Below are 20249 nucleotides of genomic sequence, written 5' to 3' on the forward strand. Positions count from 1 at the left end.
ATCGCTAAATCTCCCTGCTGAATTTTAAAAGCAGCAATCCTATTATAACAGAATATCCAACTGATACCGAAGCTTTAATATAGATATTTAATTCTACAATATAATAGGCTGCAACAGTAAGCACTAAAGTGCTAATCAACCAGTAAGCCTGGTAATATTTTACTTTATTTATTTCGTTAAAAACTTTATAATAGTAACCGGCATAAGCCATATACATAAATGCGGCAAAAGTTGTGTAAGCCGCGATTTGATAACCATAAAAAGGGATCAGGATTAAGTTAAGCACTACGTTTATCAATCCGGCAGTTAAAGTAAGTTTCCATAAGAATGTTGTTTTTTCCTTGTAAAAAAGTTTACTTACTGCGCCCATATAAATGGGCCTGTAATTGTATGACATTGCTATCACAATGCCCAGCGGATACATTTGGCTTAATTCACGATTCCTTATCATTAAATGAAAAACCTCTTTCATCCAAATGCAGGCAATAAATGAAGTGTAAAAAAAAGCTAGCTGTAATATAAACACCAGGTTACGGGCACCTTTGTCATCATCTTTTTTATATTTTTCGTTCATTAAAGGGCCAATAGCATAGCCTCCCGCCACACCTAAGGCGGAAAACATATTGCCAATACTATAAGCGACATTATATTTACCGATATCACCGGTTGTAACTTTATAAAAGTTCATAATCACCTTGTCCGAGCTATCAAGCAAATACGACGAATAATGATGAGGTATAACAGGCATACTCACCTTTAGCGCTCTCTTGATCAGCCTCCATTTAAAATTATAGATAGGCGTGAATTTTAAACGGATATTAAGCGGATACCAATAAGAGGCATTGGTTAAAACTCCTGTAATAAAATTACTCCAAAACCAACCCATATAGCCCATTTTAAAGTGGGCTATCAGCAGCACATTCAGGCCAACAGACAAAAAGCCAAAAAAGATACTTCTTGCGGCTATTTGCATAGGCTGTTGCTTAAGCTGATAATAAGTTAGTCCTAACAAAGATGTTTGCCCAAAAAACACAACCGGGCCGATATTAAGTAAAACTATTTTCCAGGTGTTCGAAGCCGCCTCAACTGGGATAATTGCGTAAATAAGGAGCCCCAGCAGAGCCCCAAAAAAAACATTCCAAATATTTAAAAAACCGTAAAGCTGACGCCAATACCATTTAAACTGTTTTGGCGAATGATAAAAGCTATTAACTAAAACCAAACGGAGACCTAAAATAGCTAAAATTGAAATAGCTGTGGTGTAAGCAGTAAGTAACCCGTACACGCCATAATCAACAGATGTAAGTTGCTTAGTAATTAGTGGCAAAGCCAGGAACCCGGCAATTTTTGAAACTTGTGGCGCAAGTCCGTATATAGCAGTATGTGAAAATAGCTTTTTTAGCATTTAGTCTTTTTTAACCCTTATCACTTTAGCGGGGACGCCACCTGCAATTGTATTTTCGTCAATATCTTTTGTAACGACACTATTTGCTCCTACAACAGCGTTATTTCCGATCCTAACACCTGGATTTATAAAAACGTTAACACCAATCCAAACACCATTTCCAATTACCACATCACCTCTTTTGATTTTAAGTGATGTGAGGTCATTAAAATCCTGATCTGGCTCAGGGCTTGACGTATATATTCTAACGTTATGACTAATTCTACAATTATCGCCAATGATTACTTCGCAATCTTCATGCAATTGAATTGTTGAGAATGACCCTATATAGCTATTTTTTCCGGTTGATATTTTGCCGTTGCCATATATTTGGACATGCTTCCCGTTAAACCTAAAATCTGGAGCTATATTATATTTTCTTCTTAATGACTGATAATAGTTCGCATCATGATATTCAAGAAGTTTGTCAAATATTTTAAGTGCAATTTTCTTCAGCATATAGTGATTTTTCAATCCAAAATCAATTCGGCAAATTCTCTAACGACACCTTCCCCCCCGTTTAAACTTAGCTTTATGATACCAGGGATGTTCTTAATTTTTGACAACGCATTATTAGGGCAAGCTGCCACCCCCACTTCACTCAACAACTGGAAACAATTTATATCGTCACCGATGTATGCAACTTCTGAAAGGCTTATATTTTCTTTGTCACAAATTTCTAATACAGCACTTAATTTGCCTCCATGCTTTTTCCCCTGGTATAAGTGGTCCACTTTTAATTTCGCTGCCCTCTTTTCAACAAGCTTTGTAATTTCAGAAGTAACAATAGCTGTTTTTATATTTTGATCTCTGAGCAGTTGAAAGGCCATTCCGTCGTGCGTATTAAACTTTTTTAGTTCATCACCATTTTCAGAATAGTACATCCCGGCATCAGTTAAAACACCGTCAACATCCGTTACAAAAAGCTTAATATTTTTCAACCGCGCCCGCTCTTTTTGTAAAACAAATCGTTTCATCAACGATTCTGCAATAATCCAATCGGCCTCCTCGTCTATCTCCACACCGGTATACTCCGGCATTTCGCAAATAGCTATTTTTCCGGAAATTCGGTTTTTCGTTTGTAAAATATCTTTTATTTTACTGATATAAAAGGCTCCGTTCTCCATAAAAAGGCCGTCAAAATCCTGTCGTCTCGGCCTGTTCATAAAGTCGTAGTTAACCGGATTTGCGTCGCCAGTCCAGTAGAACCGTTTACTCTTAACACATGACAGCACAGAAGCGGCGTTTGAAGACAAGGCCAGGCCCTTCTCCAGATCAGTGCTTACCAACAAAGGAGAGGTGGCCTGGATGAGTATGAACGTATCGTTTTTATCTATCTTTAATTTCTGAATATACTCCAGCATAACACTCTCAGTAGAGGAGTTATCGCTGGAGTTTTCAGCAGATCTTTTATAAATTCTCACGCTCTCAAAACCAAAACCGGAAACAGCCTCAGCTATTTCATCACTATCTGTGGCAACTATCACTTCATCAATACCTACAGCTTCATGAGCGGCTTTAACTGTCCAGTAAACTAACGGTTTACCACAAAATGATTTTATATTTTTTAATGGTATTGATTTGCTTCCGCCCCTTACAGGTATAAAAGCAAGTGTACTCATTGTTTTCTAAATTTTAACTTCTCTCTTTGTACCTTTTCTATATCTAATATCTCTTCACCTTTGTAACCCAAAGCCTCATAAGTTGCTTTAAGATCCCTGCATAACTTTTTAAGTCCTGTAGGTTCTAATGAAGCAGCGTGATCAGTCCCCTTCCAGGTACGGTCTTTGGTAAAATGTCTTTCAATCCAGGTAGCGCCTAAAGTAAAAGCGGCGTTATCAATAGCAATCCCCAGATGGTGACCAGAAAATCCGATATCTTTTACCCTATCACCATATTCATCTTTCAACCTCGAGATCTCCAAAAGGCAAACATCTTTAAAAGGTACGGGGTATCCTGATGTGCAAGAATAAATAATCAATCTTCCCTTTGCCTGATCAGTTTCTTCAAAAAATTCAACAATTTTTCTTTCTTCATCCCTATTGGTCATGCCGAACGAAAGGTGAACTTCTCCTTCATATTCATCTCTCAACACGGCAAGCATCTCGAAATGGCTATTACATGCCGATGGAACTTTTAACAAGCCTGGCTTAAATGAAATCATTTCCCTGGCTGATGTTACATCCCAAACAGACGTAGAATATTCCAGCCCGATTTTATCACAATGTTCTTTCAAGCCTTTATGTTGTTCTACAGAAAACTCCAAATACTCCCTATGTTCTCCATAAGTGCTTCCATATGAATTTGATGGATTTGGATGTGGAGCATTATACTGATCCTCTGTTAACAACTCTTTATTATTCCTTTTTTGGAACTTTGCCACATCAGCTCCGCACTCTTTAGCCAAACTTAAGAGTTCAATAGCTATTTCATATTCGCCTTTGTGGTTGCATCCTATTTCGGCAATAACCTTTGGTTTTTTATATTCCATAATGTCTTTGTTGTTAAAGTGTGTTTGTTTTTGTTTCGGCAGCTTACTAGTTGAGCTAATTTAATTATTATTTATTTAAATAGTATTTAATATTTGTTAGCATATCTACTTGTAGCTACCTTTTATTCTTGATAGTTTTTTAACGTCAAATCAATTTAACTATAACCTGGCGTCGGCGAAATCAGTTGATAGTACGCCCTTTACGTCGTAAACTACAGATTCATCATTAACGTAATCACGAATATTTATCATTTCAAATTCCTTATGAGCCACTGCTAAAATAACCGCGTCAAATCTTTCACCATCCGGCAGTTTATTACTGCACGATATCCCATAAACTTCCTGTACTTCCCCCGGGTCAGCCCATGGATCATGTAAAACAACATCCAAATGATACGTTTCCAATTGTTTTATAATATCAATTACCCTCGTATTTCTGATGTCCGGACAGTTTTCTTTAAATGTGAAACCCAGGATCAAAACTTTACTTTTTGCTAAATGCAGCCCTTTACGTAACATTAGCTTAGTAACCTCATCGGCCACATAAAGCCCCATGCTATTATTAAGCCTGCGGCCAGCTAGAATAAATTCCGGATTATAACCGGCATCTATCGCTTTTTGCGCTATGTAATAGGGCGCTACTCCAATGCAATGGCCCCCTACTAATCCGGGTTTAAACCTCAGAAAATTCCACTTTGTACCGGCCGCTTTGAGCACATCGTTGGTATCCACTCCAATTAGTCCAAATATTTTACTTAGCTCATTTACAAAAGCTATATTAATATCCCTCTGGGTATTTTCTATTACTTTTGAGGCTTCAGCTACCTTAATACTGCTTGCTTTAAATGTTCCTGCTGTAATTACAGTTTGATAAAGCTGATCAACGAATTCCGCCACTTCCGGTGTAGATCCGGAGGTTACCTTCATTATCTTTGAAACGGTGTGTTCCTTATCGCCAGGGTTAATTCTTTCGGGAGAATAACCAGCAAAAAAATCAACGTTGTAAGTTAATCCTGATGTTTTTTGCAATATCGGCACACATTCTTCTTCAGTCGCGCCGGGGTATACAGTTGATTCGAATATAACAATATCTCCCTTTTTTAACACGCTTCCAATAGTCTCGCATGCTTTGTACAATAATGTTAAATCGGGGCGGTAGTCATCATTAACAGGTGTTGGTACAGTAATAATAAAAATATTACAGTCTCTTATATCCTCAATAGTGTTAGTGCAATGTAATCCAGTTATCCTGTCATTTGACGCATTATTAACCATTTGAAGTATCTCGCGGTTAATCTCTAACGTCCGGTCATAATTATTGTTAAGTTCCTTAATTCTTGATACACTAATATCAAAACCAACCACAACATATTTTTTTGAAAGCTCAACCGCTAATGGCAACCCAACATACCCTAAACCAACAACACCTATTCTCGAATATTTTAATCTATCTAAATCCACCATTTTTGCCGGAGTACAAATCTCATTTATATTTTTTGTCCGCGTTTATAACCAAACTGGTTATTATTTTTTTCTTTTAAAAAGCAATTTCTTTTTTGGTTTTTCTTCATGATAATAACCATTACCATAACCGTAGCCGTAGCCATAACCATAGCCATAACCATAACCCGAGCTATAATCAATTGAATTGAAAATGATATTTATATTGGCAAATTTCTTGTTTCTGTAAAAATCGTCAATCAAAACAATTTGCTTTTTAAATGTGTAGTTATGCCGCACAATAAACATCGTTGCATTAGCATATTTACTTAAAATTTGAGCATCTGTAACTAATCCTACAGGAGGGGCATCAATGATTACGAAATCAAAATCCCTTTGCAAATCCTGAATCAAAGAATCCATTCGCCCGTTAGCCAGTAACTCAGCGGGATTAGGCGGAACAGGACCGCTTGTAATGATATAATAATCCGGCTGTTGTGGAATTTCCTTAATAATATCCTTGTAGCTATAGTCACTTATTAAGTAGTTAGACAGGCCCCTCTCATTCTCCATTTGCAGCGCCACATGAAGCTTCGGCTTCCTTAAGTCAAACTCCAAAATCACTACTTTTTTTCCGGACATAGCTAAACTTGCACCCAAATTTAAAGAAACGAAGGATTTACCTTCACCGCTTGTACCTGATGTAAATAACAACACCTTATGACTGGCCTCAGCGCTTATAAACTGCAAATTTGTCCTTAATGCCCTAATTTGCTCCGATATCATTGAACGCGGCTTATCGACAGTGATCAGCTGGCTCGAATCGTCCGAATGGGCAATTTCGGCCAAAATTGGCACTTTAGTTAAGCGCTCTATGTCAGATCGTTTGGTAATCTTATTATTTAATGCTTCTCTCAAATAAATAACTACAATTGGTAGCAGCAGTCCTATAAAAAAGAAAATGGTCATTAATAAAGGTTTAACCGGCTTTACAGGGAATGGGGTGCTCCTTGCAACATCAATGGTACGGCTATCCGGTAAATTAGAAGCCAATGACATTTCCTGCTCCTCACGTTTCTGCAGCAAAAATGTGAAAAGCGTATTTTTAATGTCCTGCTGGCGCATCACATCAATTAAACCGCGTTCTTTAGCCGGAACTTGCTTTATAATGGATTCAAAGGTATTATTCCGGTTTTTAAGCTGTTGCTGCGTTACCATCAATCCCGATTTAAGGTTCTTAACTGATTGCTCAATAGTTGCCTTAAGCGAATTTATTTGGTCATTGATAGAAATTACGATAGGGTTTGTTTCCGGAACGGTTTGTAATAAGCTTTCCTTTTTTAGCTCCGCATCGCCAAGTTTAGAAACCAAAGCCAAAAGAGTGGGATCCTCAATTCCCAGCATCGAAGGCAATCTTCCCGATTGTCCTTTTGAGTTATTTATATATTCTTCCAGGTTTCTAATAACGCTCAGCTGAATATTTATCTTGTTTTGGTCAACATCATTTTGTTGAACGCCCTGCATAAAGATTTGCGACTGCGCACTTATGTCAGTTATTTTATTGGCTGATTTGTATGATTCTACATTTTTCTCTGCCGATCCCAGTTCTTCCGCCAACTTCCTTAAACGATCTTCAACAAATAGTAAAGTACTTGAGGTTACTTTATTTTTATCCTGTACGGCAGCATTGTTATATTCATATACCAATCTGTTAAGAATGTCTTCTCCCCGTTTAGGAATTGCATCTTCGTAAGTAATAATTAATACAGTCCCTTCCTTACTTACTGGTGTTATTGTTAAGTTATTGCTATAGCCCTGGTAAAGACTTGAGAATTTATTAAAATGGATATCAATCTCGGTATTAAAATATTTAGCATCGACTCCGGAACTCGTCAATAAAATGATCCCTAATTCGGTTTTAATGGGATGGTTAAACAAATAATTTTTTCCGTTAACTTTAACCGTAGTAGCGTTTACTATCTCAATTTTCAGGAAATCCGTATACGAGCTAAGAGAAGGTTTTAAAAGTTCGGCATGGAAAGGCAGATGCTCATAAATTGGAACTTTTCTTGTATTGCCATTTAAAAAGTAAGACACATCTAAACCCAGAGTTTTAAAAACCTGCTCCATTAAAGTGTAAGACTTTAAAATCTGGATCTCGTTATCAATGATCTTATCAGAAGAAAAGAGATCTAAACTTTTCAAAATATCGTCTCCACCCGATGTGGAATTGTTCTTGTCTTCTTTTATCAACAAGTCCGTTTCAACTTGATATAAAGGAGTCGTGATCTTTACATACAAAAAGCCAAGCCCAAGAAACAACGCAAGGGATAGAATAAACCATTTCCAATGATGGAGATATTTGGATAAAATTTCACGGAAATTTATCTGCGGTTCTTCTTCATTAACAATATTAAATTCACTGTCTGTGTTCATTTATAAATATATTCTATATTGATTAATAAAAAAGGAATTATCTAAACCTGTAAATAGCAAGGATTATAACCGATAGGGAAGTGAGAACTAATGGTATAATTCTAAAGGCCTCGTCGCTGGCTGCAATTTTACCTTTTCCTTGTTCTACATATAAAACATCGCCCGAATGCAAATAATAGTATGGAGAATTGAAAATTTCACGTCCGTTGAGATTTATAGAACCGAATTCTTTCTTTCCATCTACATCCCTTATCACCATCACATTAGTGCGCTTACCATAAATAGTAAGGTCCCCCGCCATACTTATAGCTTCTGTTATCGTAATTCGCTCATTTGGGATTATATAAACTGAGGGATGTGCAACTTCACCTAATACTGAAATTTTGTAATTAAGAAACCTCACATTAACGGTTGGTTCTTTTAGATAGGTGGTTAAATGACTTTTTATTAAATCCCTGGCCTGTGATGTGTTCAGACCGGCTACTTTCAAGGGCCCAATAAGTGGCAACTCTATGGTGCCCGCAGAATCTACCAAGAAACCAGGCGCAGCAGTAGCAACCGATGCTGCTCCACCTCCTGATCCGGAGGCATCAGCACCAGAAGCTGAATACGGATTAAAGAAACCACTTGCAGTACTGTTCAAAGATGCCACTGCGATACCCAGAATGTCTCCCGGCTGTATTTTGGGAACATACGCCTGAATTGCGGCTATTGTATCAGATTTATGAGCCCCCTTTTGAAAATAAACTATCTGTTTTCTGTTAACACATGAACTTATTGTTATTATAAAAGCTAAAAATAAAAATATATTGGGGGATAGTTTTTTTCTCATATTTGATGTTTGCGTTTTTATTTTGCTGCAATTTAAAAAGAGCATTCGGCGCTAAAAGTAGCTATTTTTAAGGTAACTCAAAAATTTTATTCCGCCGGCAATGGTTTTTTAAACATTAAATTAACGGTGTTTACTTAAAAAAATATAGTATTTCTATATATAAACATGATAAAACAGACAATATTACCTTTTTATTATACTTTCATGTATTTACCAATCACAAAATACACAAAATTAATACTATTCAGACAAATAGCACTGCTAATACAAACATAAGTATGGATTTGTTTTAAAATTCTTTAATTTAATTCAACAAATTTAAAAGTTCCGTTTTTGAAAAGGAATTAATAAAAGAAGTGTCCGTTTTTACAAGACTATTGGCGAGGTCTCGTTTTGATTCCTGCATCAGTTGGATCTTTTCCTCAACTGTACTCGGGCAAATAAGCCTTACGGCAACTATGTTTTTATCTTGCCCTATCCGGTGGCAACGGTCAATGGCCTGGTTCTCTACAGCTGGGTTCCACCATGGATCAACAAGATAAACATAGTCAGCTTCAGTTAAATTTAGCCCGGTCCCTCCCGCCTTTAAACTGATCAGAAAAACCTTTATTCCCGGATTGTTTTGAAACTCCTCTATAACCGCGCGCCGGTTTCGGGTTTGGCCTGTTAAGCAGGTAAAAGTTATACCGCGGCCCAACAGTTCTTTTTTTATCAAGTTAAGCATTGAGACGAATTGCGAAAACACCAGGATTTTGTGCTGCGGCATTTTACCTTCAATCTCCTCCATTAGCGCATCAATTTTGGCGGAAGCATTCCCGGGCACTTTTTCTCCTTCTATCAGAAGCGGAGAATCACAGATCTGCCGGAGCCGGGTAAGGCCTTTTAAAACATTCATCGGCGTCTTCTTCAAAATATCATCTGTAGTGGCAGAAATATAATCCCTGAACTCCTTTTCGTAAGCATCATATATGTTACGCTGTTCGGGCTTCATTTCACAATAAAGCACCATTTCGGTTTTTTCGGGAAGGTCAGGCGCTACCTGTTTCTTGGTTCGCCGCAGGATAAATGGGCTAATTTTATTCTGAAGTTCCGTCGCTCTCCTGCTACTTTTAAACATATCAATGGGCGATGAATAAATCTGTTTAAAATACAGTTTACTTCCAAGCAGACCGGGGCAGGCAAATGATAACTGACCGTACAAATCATAGGTGTTATTTTCCACAGGTGTACCCGTGAGAACCACCTTGTTACGGGATTTTAATAAGCGGGCCGCTTTATACCTTTGCGATTCGGGGTTCTTAATCTGCTGCGATTCATCAAGAAAAATATAGTTAAACGCATAATCCTTCAGGAAAACAACATCTGAGAGCAAGGTGCCATAAGAAGTTAGGACGATCTCATAATTATCAAAATCTGCAATGCTTTTTATCCTTCCTGAACCATAAATAGTGTGTATTGCTACAGAAGGTGCAAATTTCTGAATCTCCTGCTGCCAGTTATGGATCAATGAGGTTGGCACTACAACCAGGTTAGTATTTTGTTTAACCCTTGCCCGCTGTGAAAGTATAAACGCTATAACTTGTACAGTTTTACCCAGGCCCATATCGTCAGCCAGGCAGCCACCGAAGTTAAAATCGTCCAGAAAGTTGAGCCAGCCCAAACCCTGCTGCTGGTAGTGTCGCAAACTCCCTATAAATCCAACAGGAACTGCAACGGGCTTGATATTATCAAAGTTGTCAAGTTTTTGATGATACACGCTGATTTCATCCTTAACTTTCTCGTCCAGCATTGCCGCGTCAAACAGTTGATCTATAGCCATAAAGTTAGTTTTAGCAATTTGAAGGATTTGGTCAGTAACTTCTCCTGAATTGAAATAACCAGTGAATTTTTCAATCCATTCGGCAGGCAAAATACCGGTGGTGCCGTCATCCAGTTGCACATACTTTGTCTTATTTTTTACTGCCCTGTAAATCTGCTTGAGCGCAGCCCTTTTTTTTCCAAACTGAACGTTTACAGCAACATTAAACCAATTAAAACCGCTTAATACCTTTATGTTAATTTTTACTTTATGCGGATTTAGTTTGTTTCCTTCCAGCTCATTAAAGCCAAGTACAGTTATTTTCTTATTATGCCATTCATCAAATACATTTAAAAACCAATCCTCATCTAAAAATCGTTTTTTGTGCAGATAAAAGTAATCCAGGTCGTTATCCAGTTGCTCCTCAAAAAAGGGATGTTGCTTAACCAATAACGCTGTGAAGTTGATTTCATCGTCATCATTACGTTTTACCAAAAACTGTTTCCCACCGTTGTCAACAGAATAAATTTGCTTTTTGGTTCTCACTGAAATTTCCACTTCACCATAGCGCATAACCGGTATAATCATCACATGTGCGCCGAAATCAGAAAGGTAGATAATCCTTTCCGTTTCATTATTAAATCCCTGCTGCTTTAACTGTAAGGGTGTTGCAAGCGGGATATGCTTATAATTAACCGCTACCTTATCCTCCAGCTTTACTAACAGCTGCTTTCGGAACTCATCAAATTTGGAAGTGTGTACCAACAAATTGTCCTGTTTTTTTGTTAACAGGCTAATTATATTAAGTTGCTGCAGGTTATTTACAAGGTATAAATCTTCTCCGTTAAATATAAAATAGGTAAATTTTAGTCTCAGGTCTTTTACTTCATAAATTTTATCATTGATCACCAGGGTGCCTGATAATTCAAAAAACGGCTCCCGGGGTTCAACAGCTAATTTCACGTCCCCATTAAGCAAACCCACTTTTACCGGCATAATAGAGCCGGCAGTTACATTTTCAGAGATCGTACTGTCATGATAGTAAAAATCATATTCCATTGGATTGTTAACTATCGCTCTCAATGCTAAAATATCTGCGTCGCTTGCTATTTTATTCAAGTGATTTTGAAATTTATGAATACCAGTGAAAAATTTCAGCTGTTTGGGGTCTTCTGTTGTCCAAATAAAATCGAGCGGCGGAACGGCGGTTAGCGGGTTTTTAATTTTCCCCTCCTTACTCATTCCCGCTTTATACAATTCAACAAAAAGGTATTTATAATATTTATGTTCCTTAAGTACCACAACTACTGTACTTTCTTCTATATCTAAGGGCACTATGGCAGGAACAACGATAGTTGTTAAAAGACCAAGTGCCTCCTTTGTAACAGCTGTTAACGAGTTTGAAAATGGACTTATATTAAGCTGACCATTTGCATATTCTATTTTAAAAAAGCGGTCAAGACTAGCCTCCCGTTCCATCCCGTAATCAACAGCAATTTTTTTAAGCTTTTCGTAACGGAGGCTTTCGTCGAAGAAAACACGTAATTCATCCCTTTTAACTATGGCAGATAATATTGCGGCCTGGTGTTCACAAAGGAGTTCGCCTTTATCGCTGCACTCACATACTAAATTTAGCTGACCGCTTTCCTGGGTCACGGTCACATCCGGATAAGCAGTCTTTAAGTATTTATTGGTAAATACGCCCTTATTAATAGCAAGCTCAACAGGAAATATATGTCGGCTGTCAACCTGATCTGTGTAAATGCCTGCAATACTGTGTTTTGATATAACGGTCTCGGTTAGGACTGCAATAGTAACCCCTTCAAAAATAACTGCATGATCTCCTGAAGTATTATCCTTATCTCTGCGTAGCTTACTCAATTATATTTCTTATACCTATTAATGGGTAAATATCTAAACAATTATCAGTTAATTAAAAGGTTTGGTAAGTTTTACCACTCAATGTACCTGGGTAATAACCTATAGTAATAAACACTCTAAAAGAAAATATATTTAATACGTTCATCGGTGTTATTCAAATTTAAGATATTGCCAATCATCCAAATGGAGTGTTTCGCCAACTAATCATCGAAAAAAAATCGGACCACATGATAAAAACAACGATCTTAAATCATGGGTGTACTATAGCCCATCCATCAAAATGTCGCAAAATAATTTCGCCGTTTCCGCTCGGCACATACGATATAAAATCGAACAGGTCATTTTTATCTATTTTTCGTTCCCTTACGGTATTGCTGCATTCTGCTAACACCACTCCTTTTGCCTGTAAACTTTTCAAAGCCTGCTCAAACAATCCCGATTTCATGTAAACTGCAACACCATCCCCAAAAACTATCAGTTCAATGTGCAGCTTTCCTTTAAGTCGTGGGTCTTCCAGTGCATTATCCATATTGCGAAGCGTACCCCGAATCTTCTTCTCATCGCTGGAGTTCAGCACATATAACGCATCGTAATGTTCCAATTTAGGTTGCGCACCTGTGAAGGCTGCTGCGTCAGTTTGCGCATTTGCCGATTTTACAAGTGTGAGTAAGGAGCATATTGCGGCTATTAAAATGTACTTTTTCATAAGTTTTTATTTTTATAGGTAAGTGATTTATAGAATGCTTCAATTGGCTTAAAAGGCCCCAGCTTATGCTGCTTTTCACTAAATGGATCAGCATATGGGCCAAACGGTAAATCTATCGGTTTTCTTTTAATATCCGGCCAGTCGGAATGCTGATTGCGGTGCATGCGCGGCTGTGAATTTATAAAAGCAGCAACATCCCAAGCTTCCTGATCAGTTAATTGCGGGCTTTTATAAGTTGCGCCATACGGCATGTTATTTTTTACAAAACCGGCAAGATTAATTACACGAAACATTCCCGCCCCATCATTGTAACTATGTTCTCCCCACAATGGCGGATATAGATATGACCTTTGGTCTATCGCTAATCGCCCTTCCCCTTTATCACCGTGGCAGCTTTTGCATTTCAACAAAAAAACTATCTTACCTTTAACCGCGTTGGCCGGAACGTTTAAATAAGGCAACTTTTCGGTACCACTCCCATATAGTTTTTGGCCTTTTTTAACACCACCTCCCATCCATTTCATGTAAGCCAGCATTGCCCGCACTTCATTCCTATCAGTATCCGGACTTTTACCGCCCAAACTCCGGTTAAAGCATTCAACAATTCGTTCGGCTGCCGGCTCCACTCTGCCCGAGCGATTACTCATTTTAGGATAACTTGCTATAAACCCTCCAAAATTATTTCCAAACAACCTGCTGCCGCCATCAAGGTGACAATTCTGGCAATTCATTCCGTTGCTGATTTGCGCTATAGTGCCTTTCGGCCCAAAATAATTTGCTGTGTGCGCTATAAGCTCACCGCCATACCTGATTTGGTCACCTGCTTTGCCGGCAGGTATTGTTCCCGGAGCGGGCGATCTCCAAACCTCAGTTGCGACCGGGTTTGACGGTTTTATTATTATCGACGATTTTGACGGTACGGAAGGAACTTTACGGTAGGACCACGTGTTTGAGGAAACGCCTGCAACTAACACCGTAATTATAATAAGCATAGCACAAACAACCAGGGAAGTGATAAAAACAAGATAATGTGCTATTTTCATAACGGCATTTATCAGCTCTTTTTCCTCCCGATTTTGCATAATATTTGTGTGTTTATCAAGGTTATTAAAGATTAACATAAAGCTGATAAGCAAATACCTAAATCAACCCCAATTATTACATTGTTACATGATAAACGCGTAACGAATATGGTACAAAATATTTTTGATTTGAAATTTTTTGATTTGATTTTAACATTATATTTACTGTACCTGCCATATTTTCATCATTACCTCTCTGGTTAATGTTGACTTTAGGTGTCGCTCTTACCTATAAATTACACTCAAATTAAAAAATTTAGCTTTTAACCCCAAAACTCGCTCTATGAGAAAAAAATTTTACTTTCAAAAACCTTTACTGCTCCTGCAAAACCAAGTCATGATAACAACACTTATTTTGCTTTTCTGCGGTAATGTATTTGGGCAAAACACCACTTCCACAATTACCGGCAAGGTAACTGATGCCCAAACAAATGAAACCCTTATTGGCGTTACTGTAAGCGTAAAAGGAACTACCAAAGGTGTATTTACAGATGCCAGCGGAAACTACACGATAGCGGCTGACGCTTCCACTACATTAGTATTTACTTACATAGGTTACAAACGAACAGAAGTGCCTATAGCAAACCAGGCCGTAATAAACGTAAAACTGCAGCCATCATCCGAGCAATTAAAAGATGTGGTGGTTACTGCTCTGGGCATTAAAAGAGAGAGACGCGCTTTGGGGTATTCAGTTACTGAAATAAAAGGGTCGTCGCTTACTGAAGCCCGCGAAACAAATTTTGTTAATGGCCTGGAAGGAAAAGTGGCTGGTGTTAACGTAAGTAATGTAGCTACCGGACCTGGCGGATCAGCCAATGTCATTATTCGTGGTATATCAGACATTACCGGGTCAAACCAGCCATTGTATGTAATAGATGGCATCCCAATGCAAAACAGCAACTACAGGCAAACCGACGTCGGCGGCGGTTACGGCGGAGCAGACGGTGGTGACGGCACCATCAACATCAATCCGGATGATATAGAAACTATCTCGGTATTAAAAGGTGCGGCCGCTTCTGCCTTATATGGTTATCGCGGCAGCAAAGGCGTTATTCTTATCACAACAAAATCCGGTAAGAACGCCAAAGGAACCGGAGTTGAGTTCAACTCCAACTATGTTATTGAAAGCGTGATTGACAATACCGACTGGCAAACGACGTACGGACAGGGATCCGCAGGTTTAAAACCTGCAAATGCCAGCGAAGCTTTTGAATTGGGCCTATCCAGCTGGGGCGCTCCGCTGGATGGCTCTTCGGTTTTTCAGTTTGATGGTGTTCAAAGGCCATATTCCTATGTCCCAGGCAATATGAAACGATTTTACAAAAATGGTGGTGCTGCTACCAACACTGTTTCTTTTAGCAAGTCGCTGGGTGATGATGGAAGCCTCCGCTTTTCCGCAAGCGATCTTCATAATAACAGTATTATTCCGAATGCGGGTTATCAGCAACAATCGTTTTCGCTATCCACCAATTACAAATTAGATAAACACCTGGACCTTCAGTTAAAGGCTCAATATATAAATGCATTTACACACAATCGCCCAAGCGTGTCAGACGCCGCCGGGAGTTTAAACTTTGCCCCGATGTTTCTTCCAAGAAACGTAAACATTACTTCGCTGTATCCCGGGTACAAAGCTGATGGCTCAGAAAATCAATTTTTAGATGATGCATACACTACTAACCCTTATTTTGTAGCTTATAAGTTCATCAATAATACCAATCGCAACCGTTTTATCGGTTCGGCAGATGCTAAATACACCTTTGATAATGGCTTGTACCTGCAGTTTAGAGTAGGCGAAGATTATTTTGGCGATATTAACACCATTGTAACGCCCAACGGCACCGCCTATCAGCCGGATGGAGCAATGACACTGGAGCACATTAAATCAACTGAACTGAACATGGACGCCATAATTGGCAAATCTTTTAAAGTAACAAAAGATTTTAACGCCAATGTACTGATCGGTGCCAACTCCAGAAAAGCCGTTGTCGACCAGCTTGACGCAACAGGAAATACATTTGAAACACCGTATTTATATACAGTTGGCAACCTTGCCAGCCCTACTGAGTATGAAAGCAACCCGGTAGTAGTTAATAAATCACTCTACGGAACGCTTGATCTGTCATACAAAAACTATCTGTATTTAACGGTTACCGGCCGCAATGACTGGTATTCAACGCTTGCACCGGGTAAAACAAATTACTTTTATCCGTCTTTGAGCGGCTCATTCGTTTTTTCTGAACTGCTTCATGCAGAATGGATGGACCTTGGCAAGCTGAGACTGGGATACGCCAATGTTGGCGGCGAAGCGGACTCCCCTTACCAAACATTACTAGGCTATAACAACATCGGCAACTTAAGCGGACATGCCATAGGCAATATATCTAACGGAGGAACCGTCCCAAATTCAGCATTAGAACCCTCATCTGCAAAGGAGTTTGAAATTGGCACTGAACTTTCATTTTTTAAAAGCAGGCTGCATTTTGACATAGCATATTATAACAAAAAGGAAAGTAAAGAAGTCATCCCCGCTGTAACTTCAAAAACTTCCGGATATGACGCTGTTTTATTAAATTCTGGCACCATACAGAATAAGGGTATTGAGTTCCTGGTTTCGGGCGTGCCGGTTAAGACACAGCATTTCAGTTGGACCGAGACACTAAACATAACTTATAATAACAATAAGGTATTATCACTTTCTAACGGATCATCAAATTACCCGCTTGGTTATTCGCGTGCAGGAGAGGATGAAGGCAATGGAATAGCTTACATGTCGCAGGTGGTTGGAAAATCCGCCTACCAAATTTTCGCTTTAGATCCTGCGAGAGACGCCAGCGGCAAGCCAATAATTAATCCTGAGACCGGAGCTCCGGATCCGAGCCTTGCTACTTACAAGGATCTGGGTTCAGGCATAAGTCCATGGACAACCGGTATTACTACCGACTTTAGGTATAAACACCTGAACCTTTCGGTTCTTATTGATGGAAAATTTGGCGGTAAGATTTTTTCAGGGACTAACTATTATGGCTATATCTACGGCCTTTCGAAACAAACCCTACCTGGCCGTGACCTAAAGTACGGTACCGAACAAATTAATCCACAAGATTATTATGCTGCAATGAGTAACAATGGATCCATGTTTTTGTATAACGACAGCTTCATTAAATTAAGACAAATTGTATTAGGTTATACGTTCCCGGCCACCGTATTCAATAATAAAATACAGGGCATCACATTAAGCGCGGTTGCCCGCAATGTGCTTACCATTATGAAACATACCCCCAACATTGATCCGGAATCAAATTATTCAAACGGGCCGCAGGGTATTGAACAGGCTACAGTACCTTACACCAGGACCTTCGGGCTTAACCTTAATGTGAAGTTTTAACATGATGATTGATAAAATTAACAAACTGCTTAACATGAAATTACAAACCAAATATATCCTTGCAAGCGCTGTTATATTAACAACTTTAGCTTCGTGCAAGAAGGACCTGATAAAAACCAATACCGATCCTAATTCGGTATCTGTGGATGCATTTAATCCGAATAATATTTTGACCGCAACGCAGCTGTATTATACCGGCAGCACCGATAATGCTATTGAAGTGGAAGAAACAGAGATACAGGGAGCGGGCTGCATGATACAGCATTGGGCTTCTACATCGCCTTATTATTTTGGCGATAAATACCTCGGGGCACCTACCAGTGGCGGCTGGGGATCGTTTTTTGATCATACTTATACATCAACCATAAAAAACGCGGTTGATCTTTATACCATCACAGCTGGTAAACCTCAATACAAAAACCTGCACCAAATAGCCCGGATAATTAAGGCAATGGCTTTTGAGCGGATAACGGATGTTTATGGTGATGTCCCTTACTTCCAGGCAGGACAAGCTTATAATAAGGGCATTTATTTCCCCAAATATGATAAACAAAAGGATATATACGCTGATCTTTTAAAGGAAGTGGAACAAGCAACGGATAGTCTTGATGCAAATGCGGATAAACCAACAGGAGACCTTTTCTATTCAGGTGCTGACGACCAGATAGGTGCGTGGAAAAGATTCGGCAACACTTTGCTGCTGCGGATGGCTATGCGTTTAACTAAAGTTGAGCCCGAAACAGCAAAAGCTTATGTAACCAGGGTAGCCGGCAAAACCATGCAGAGTAACAGTGACAATGCTATTGTGGCGCATGGTACAAATGATCCGCTAACCATAAACAGGATTTACAGAGGCATAGGCGAAGACGGAGATATCCAATTATCCGGGCAGATCAGCAAAACTTTTATCGACTTTTTGAAAGATAATAGCGACCCACGGTTGCCAGTGCTGTCATACGTGTACCCGCCGGATTTTTCAGCCGGGGGCGATCCGACCGGCGGCTCTGCTGACCCTGCTGACCAAAATGGGCTGCCAAATGGTTATGACGCAGGAAACACACCCCATGGCATTCTAAGCTACCTGGGCCCGCCCGCATACCTGGGTAATATAAATTTATACTCGCGCCCAAGCCCGATTATTTTTAACGCAACCGCCCCGACTTTAGTTTTAACGTATGCGGAATCGGAATTTTTATTGGCTGATGCAGCCAAACGATGGGGTATTGGCAATGCGGAAGAACATTACAACAATGGCGTGCATGCGGCAATAACGCAATTGGCTGCGTTCGGCGATGCAGGCGTGATTAGCGATGACGATGCAACAACCTATTTAGAGGCTCACCCCTATGACGACGCCAATGGGCTGGAAATGATCAATACCCAATTTTGGGCATGCACATTTTTTAACGAGTATGAAGCGTGGGCCAATTATCGGCGCACGGGCTATCCTGCTTTAAAACCGGTAACTTACACAGGCAGCCAATCGCCGGGAGCCATACCAAGAAGGATGTATTACTCTTCAGTTGATAAACAGGTGAATACGGCTAATTACAATGCTGCGGTAGCCGGCATGACAGGGGGAGATAAAATCACGTCGCGAATGTATTGGGACGCGCAATAAAACTTACCGCTTATAGAGCCATCATTAAAAAACGATCATCTTTTTACGTATAAGGTGATCGTTTTTAATGATGAAATTGCTTGCAAACTGCACCGGGTTTAAGAAGTTTAAAGAATTACTGCCAGAATGATTATTTAGCATTATTTTAGCGCCTTAATAAATATGGCTGTATCGCAGCCAATATTTAACATTTTTTAAGAATTAATATGAATACTTTTGTATTCCTTTACACGTTTGCATTACCGATGTAACAGTATTTGCAATATTAAATAATCATAAATAAAAAAGCTCCTTACACCATAAAATGAAAAAAACACTTACACTAATTTCAATCATTACACTTATCTCTTTTTACGCGAAAGCACAGGATACCGACACCAAACAATACGTTAAAAGCTACCTGGCACTTATAGGCGGTATTTCAAACCCGATGGGTGATTTTGCGCAAAAGACCTACGAAAACAACAAAGCTGGTTTTGCCAGGCGTGGCGCAACATTCGGATTAGAAGGTGCATATTATTTTTATAAGAACCTGGGATTTGGCGCAATCTTCTCTTTCCAGGACCAGGGCGAACTCAGCATTCCTGATGTTCAAATCCTTGCCGATGGATATAACAGTACGCTTAAAGTAAATTCTACACTGGTTCAGGGTGTTAACAGGTACCATAATTTAAATTTCATGGGTGGCCCGCAATACTCTTTTCAATACGGTAAGTTTATTCTTGACCTTAGGGCAGATGCCGGTTTAGTTAAAAGCTCGTCAACTCCGCAACTTACTATCTATGTATCCAGCGGAAATGTTGCACAACAAACCATTACCCAAAACAGCTCAAAAGGTTCTGCTTTTGCTTATGGGGGCAATGCCGCCCTACGTTGGGAGTTTGCTGAAGGCTGGGACATTGGCTTACGCCTTAACTACGTAAAATCTGACGGTATTAAGGTATCTACTACCGGTGATGTATCAGCTCTTGGAACAAATGGCCGTTTGGTAACCAAACAGCCGATCAGCGAACTGCAATCGACATTTGGTATTGGGGTTCATTTTTAACTGCAAATAACTATCTTGATATATTTAAGGGCAGCCACAAAATGGCTGCCTTTTCTGTTTTTCGAGGCAAATCATCCGGGCT

General features: G+C 39.3%; 13 protein-coding genes. 3 read left to right on the plus strand and 10 right to left on the minus strand.

Annotated features, from left to right (window positions below):
* Positions 1 to 4 precede the first annotated feature (4 nt).
* From MuYL_RS15225 to MuYL_RS15270, 10 genes are all read right to left on the minus strand, one after another.
* A complete protein-coding gene (locus MuYL_RS15225) occupies positions 5 to 1405 on the minus strand; it encodes a lipopolysaccharide biosynthesis protein (RefSeq protein WP_094571386.1) in 1401 nt (466 codons plus the stop codon).
* Positions 1406 to 1903, minus strand: coding sequence for an acyltransferase (locus MuYL_RS23805; RefSeq protein ID WP_094571387.1), 498 nt, complete (start codon positions 1901 to 1903; stop codon positions 1406 to 1408).
* Positions 1904 to 1914: 11 nt separating this feature from the next.
* A complete protein-coding gene (locus MuYL_RS15235) occupies positions 1915 to 3066 on the minus strand; it encodes an acylneuraminate cytidylyltransferase (RefSeq protein WP_094571388.1) in 1152 nt (383 codons plus the stop codon).
* Entirely contained in the window at positions 3063 to 3935 is an 873-nt protein-coding gene (locus tag MuYL_RS15240; RefSeq protein WP_094571389.1) for an N-acetylneuraminate synthase family protein, read from the minus strand. Before MuYL_RS15240 ends, MuYL_RS15235 begins: the two co-directional genes overlap by 4 nt.
* A gap of 159 nt (positions 3936 to 4094) precedes the next feature.
* Entirely contained in the window at positions 4095 to 5399 is a 1305-nt protein-coding gene (locus MuYL_RS15245) for a nucleotide sugar dehydrogenase (RefSeq protein ID WP_094571390.1), read from the minus strand.
* A 60-nt stretch (positions 5400 to 5459) separates the two neighbouring features.
* Positions 5460 to 7811, minus strand: a complete 2352-nt coding sequence (locus tag MuYL_RS15250) for a GumC family protein (RefSeq protein WP_094571391.1) — start codon at positions 7809 to 7811, stop codon at positions 5460 to 5462.
* Positions 7812 to 7848: 37 nt separating this feature from the next.
* A complete protein-coding gene (locus MuYL_RS15255) occupies positions 7849 to 8643 on the minus strand; it encodes a polysaccharide biosynthesis/export family protein (protein ID WP_094571392.1) in 795 nt (264 codons plus the stop codon).
* 304 nt (positions 8644 to 8947) lie between these two features.
* Positions 8948 to 12322 carry a DEAD/DEAH box helicase gene (locus MuYL_RS15260; RefSeq protein ID WP_245845572.1) on the minus strand — a complete coding sequence of 1125 codons (3375 nt, stop codon included), beginning with the start codon at positions 12320 to 12322 and terminating at the stop codon, positions 8948 to 8950.
* Positions 12323 to 12572: 250 nt separating this feature from the next.
* Positions 12573 to 13028 carry a DsrE family protein gene (locus MuYL_RS15265; protein WP_094571393.1) on the minus strand — a complete coding sequence of 152 codons (456 nt, stop codon included), beginning with the start codon at positions 13026 to 13028 and terminating at the stop codon, positions 12573 to 12575.
* Positions 13025 to 14110 carry a c-type cytochrome gene (locus MuYL_RS15270; RefSeq protein ID WP_094572967.1) on the minus strand — a complete coding sequence of 362 codons (1086 nt, stop codon included), beginning with the start codon at positions 14108 to 14110 and terminating at the stop codon, positions 13025 to 13027. The genes MuYL_RS15265 and MuYL_RS15270 overlap by 4 nt, the downstream gene beginning before the upstream one ends.
* Before the next feature lie 337 nt (positions 14111 to 14447).
* Here MuYL_RS15270 and MuYL_RS15275 point away from each other — a divergent pair, with 337 nt between their 5' ends.
* The 3 genes from MuYL_RS15275 to MuYL_RS15285 all read left to right on the plus strand — a co-directional run bounded on the left by MuYL_RS15275 (position 14448) and on the right by MuYL_RS15285 (position 20167).
* The gene (locus MuYL_RS15275) at positions 14448 to 17498 is read left to right on the plus strand and encodes a SusC/RagA family TonB-linked outer membrane protein (protein ID WP_157740868.1); all 3051 of its coding nucleotides are present in this window, start codon (positions 14448 to 14450) and stop codon (positions 17496 to 17498) included.
* Positions 17499 to 17532: 34 nt separating this feature from the next.
* Entirely contained in the window at positions 17533 to 19119 is a 1587-nt protein-coding gene (locus tag MuYL_RS15280) for a SusD/RagB family nutrient-binding outer membrane lipoprotein (protein ID WP_157740870.1), read from the plus strand.
* A 304-nt stretch (positions 19120 to 19423) separates the two neighbouring features.
* A complete protein-coding gene (locus MuYL_RS15285) occupies positions 19424 to 20167 on the plus strand; it encodes an outer membrane beta-barrel protein (protein WP_094571396.1) in 744 nt (247 codons plus the stop codon).
* Positions 20168 to 20249: the final 82 nt, after the last annotated feature.

The sequence above is a fragment of the Mucilaginibacter xinganensis genome, from assembly GCF_002257585.1.
In the GTDB taxonomy this organism is placed as follows: domain Bacteria; phylum Bacteroidota; class Bacteroidia; order Sphingobacteriales; family Sphingobacteriaceae; genus Mucilaginibacter; species Mucilaginibacter xinganensis.

Bases quoted from the DNA above. Each gene is read 5' to 3' on its own strand.
- MuYL_RS15245 (WP_094571390.1), bottom strand. From the start codon at position 5,399: ATGGTGGATTTAGATAGATTAAAATATTCGAGAATAGGTGTTGTTGGT.
- MuYL_RS15270 (WP_094572967.1), bottom strand. From the start codon at position 14,110: ATGCAAAATCGGGAGGAAAAAGAGCTGATAAATGCCGTTATGAAAATA.
- MuYL_RS15240 (WP_094571389.1), bottom strand. From the start codon at position 3,935: ATGGAATATAAAAAACCAAAGGTTATTGCCGAAATAGGATGCAACCAC.
- MuYL_RS15255 (WP_094571392.1), bottom strand. From the start codon at position 8,643: ATGAGAAAAAAACTATCCCCCAATATATTTTTATTTTTAGCTTTTATA.
- MuYL_RS15275 (WP_157740868.1), top strand. From the start codon at position 14,448: ATGATAACAACACTTATTTTGCTTTTCTGCGGTAATGTATTTGGGCAA.
- MuYL_RS15235 (WP_094571388.1), bottom strand. From the start codon at position 3,066: ATGAGTACACTTGCTTTTATACCTGTAAGGGGCGGAAGCAAATCAATA.
- MuYL_RS23805 (WP_094571387.1), bottom strand. From the start codon at position 1,903: ATGCTGAAGAAAATTGCACTTAAAATATTTGACAAACTTCTTGAATAT.
- MuYL_RS15265 (WP_094571393.1), bottom strand. From the start codon at position 13,028: ATGAAAAAGTACATTTTAATAGCCGCAATATGCTCCTTACTCACACTT.
- MuYL_RS15285 (WP_094571396.1), top strand. From the start codon at position 19,424: ATGAAAAAAACACTTACACTAATTTCAATCATTACACTTATCTCTTTT.
- MuYL_RS15250 (WP_094571391.1), bottom strand. From the start codon at position 7,811: ATGAACACAGACAGTGAATTTAATATTGTTAATGAAGAAGAACCGCAG.
- MuYL_RS15280 (WP_157740870.1), top strand. From the start codon at position 17,533: ATGAAATTACAAACCAAATATATCCTTGCAAGCGCTGTTATATTAACA.
- MuYL_RS15225 (WP_094571386.1), bottom strand. From the start codon at position 1,405: ATGCTAAAAAAGCTATTTTCACATACTGCTATATACGGACTTGCGCCA.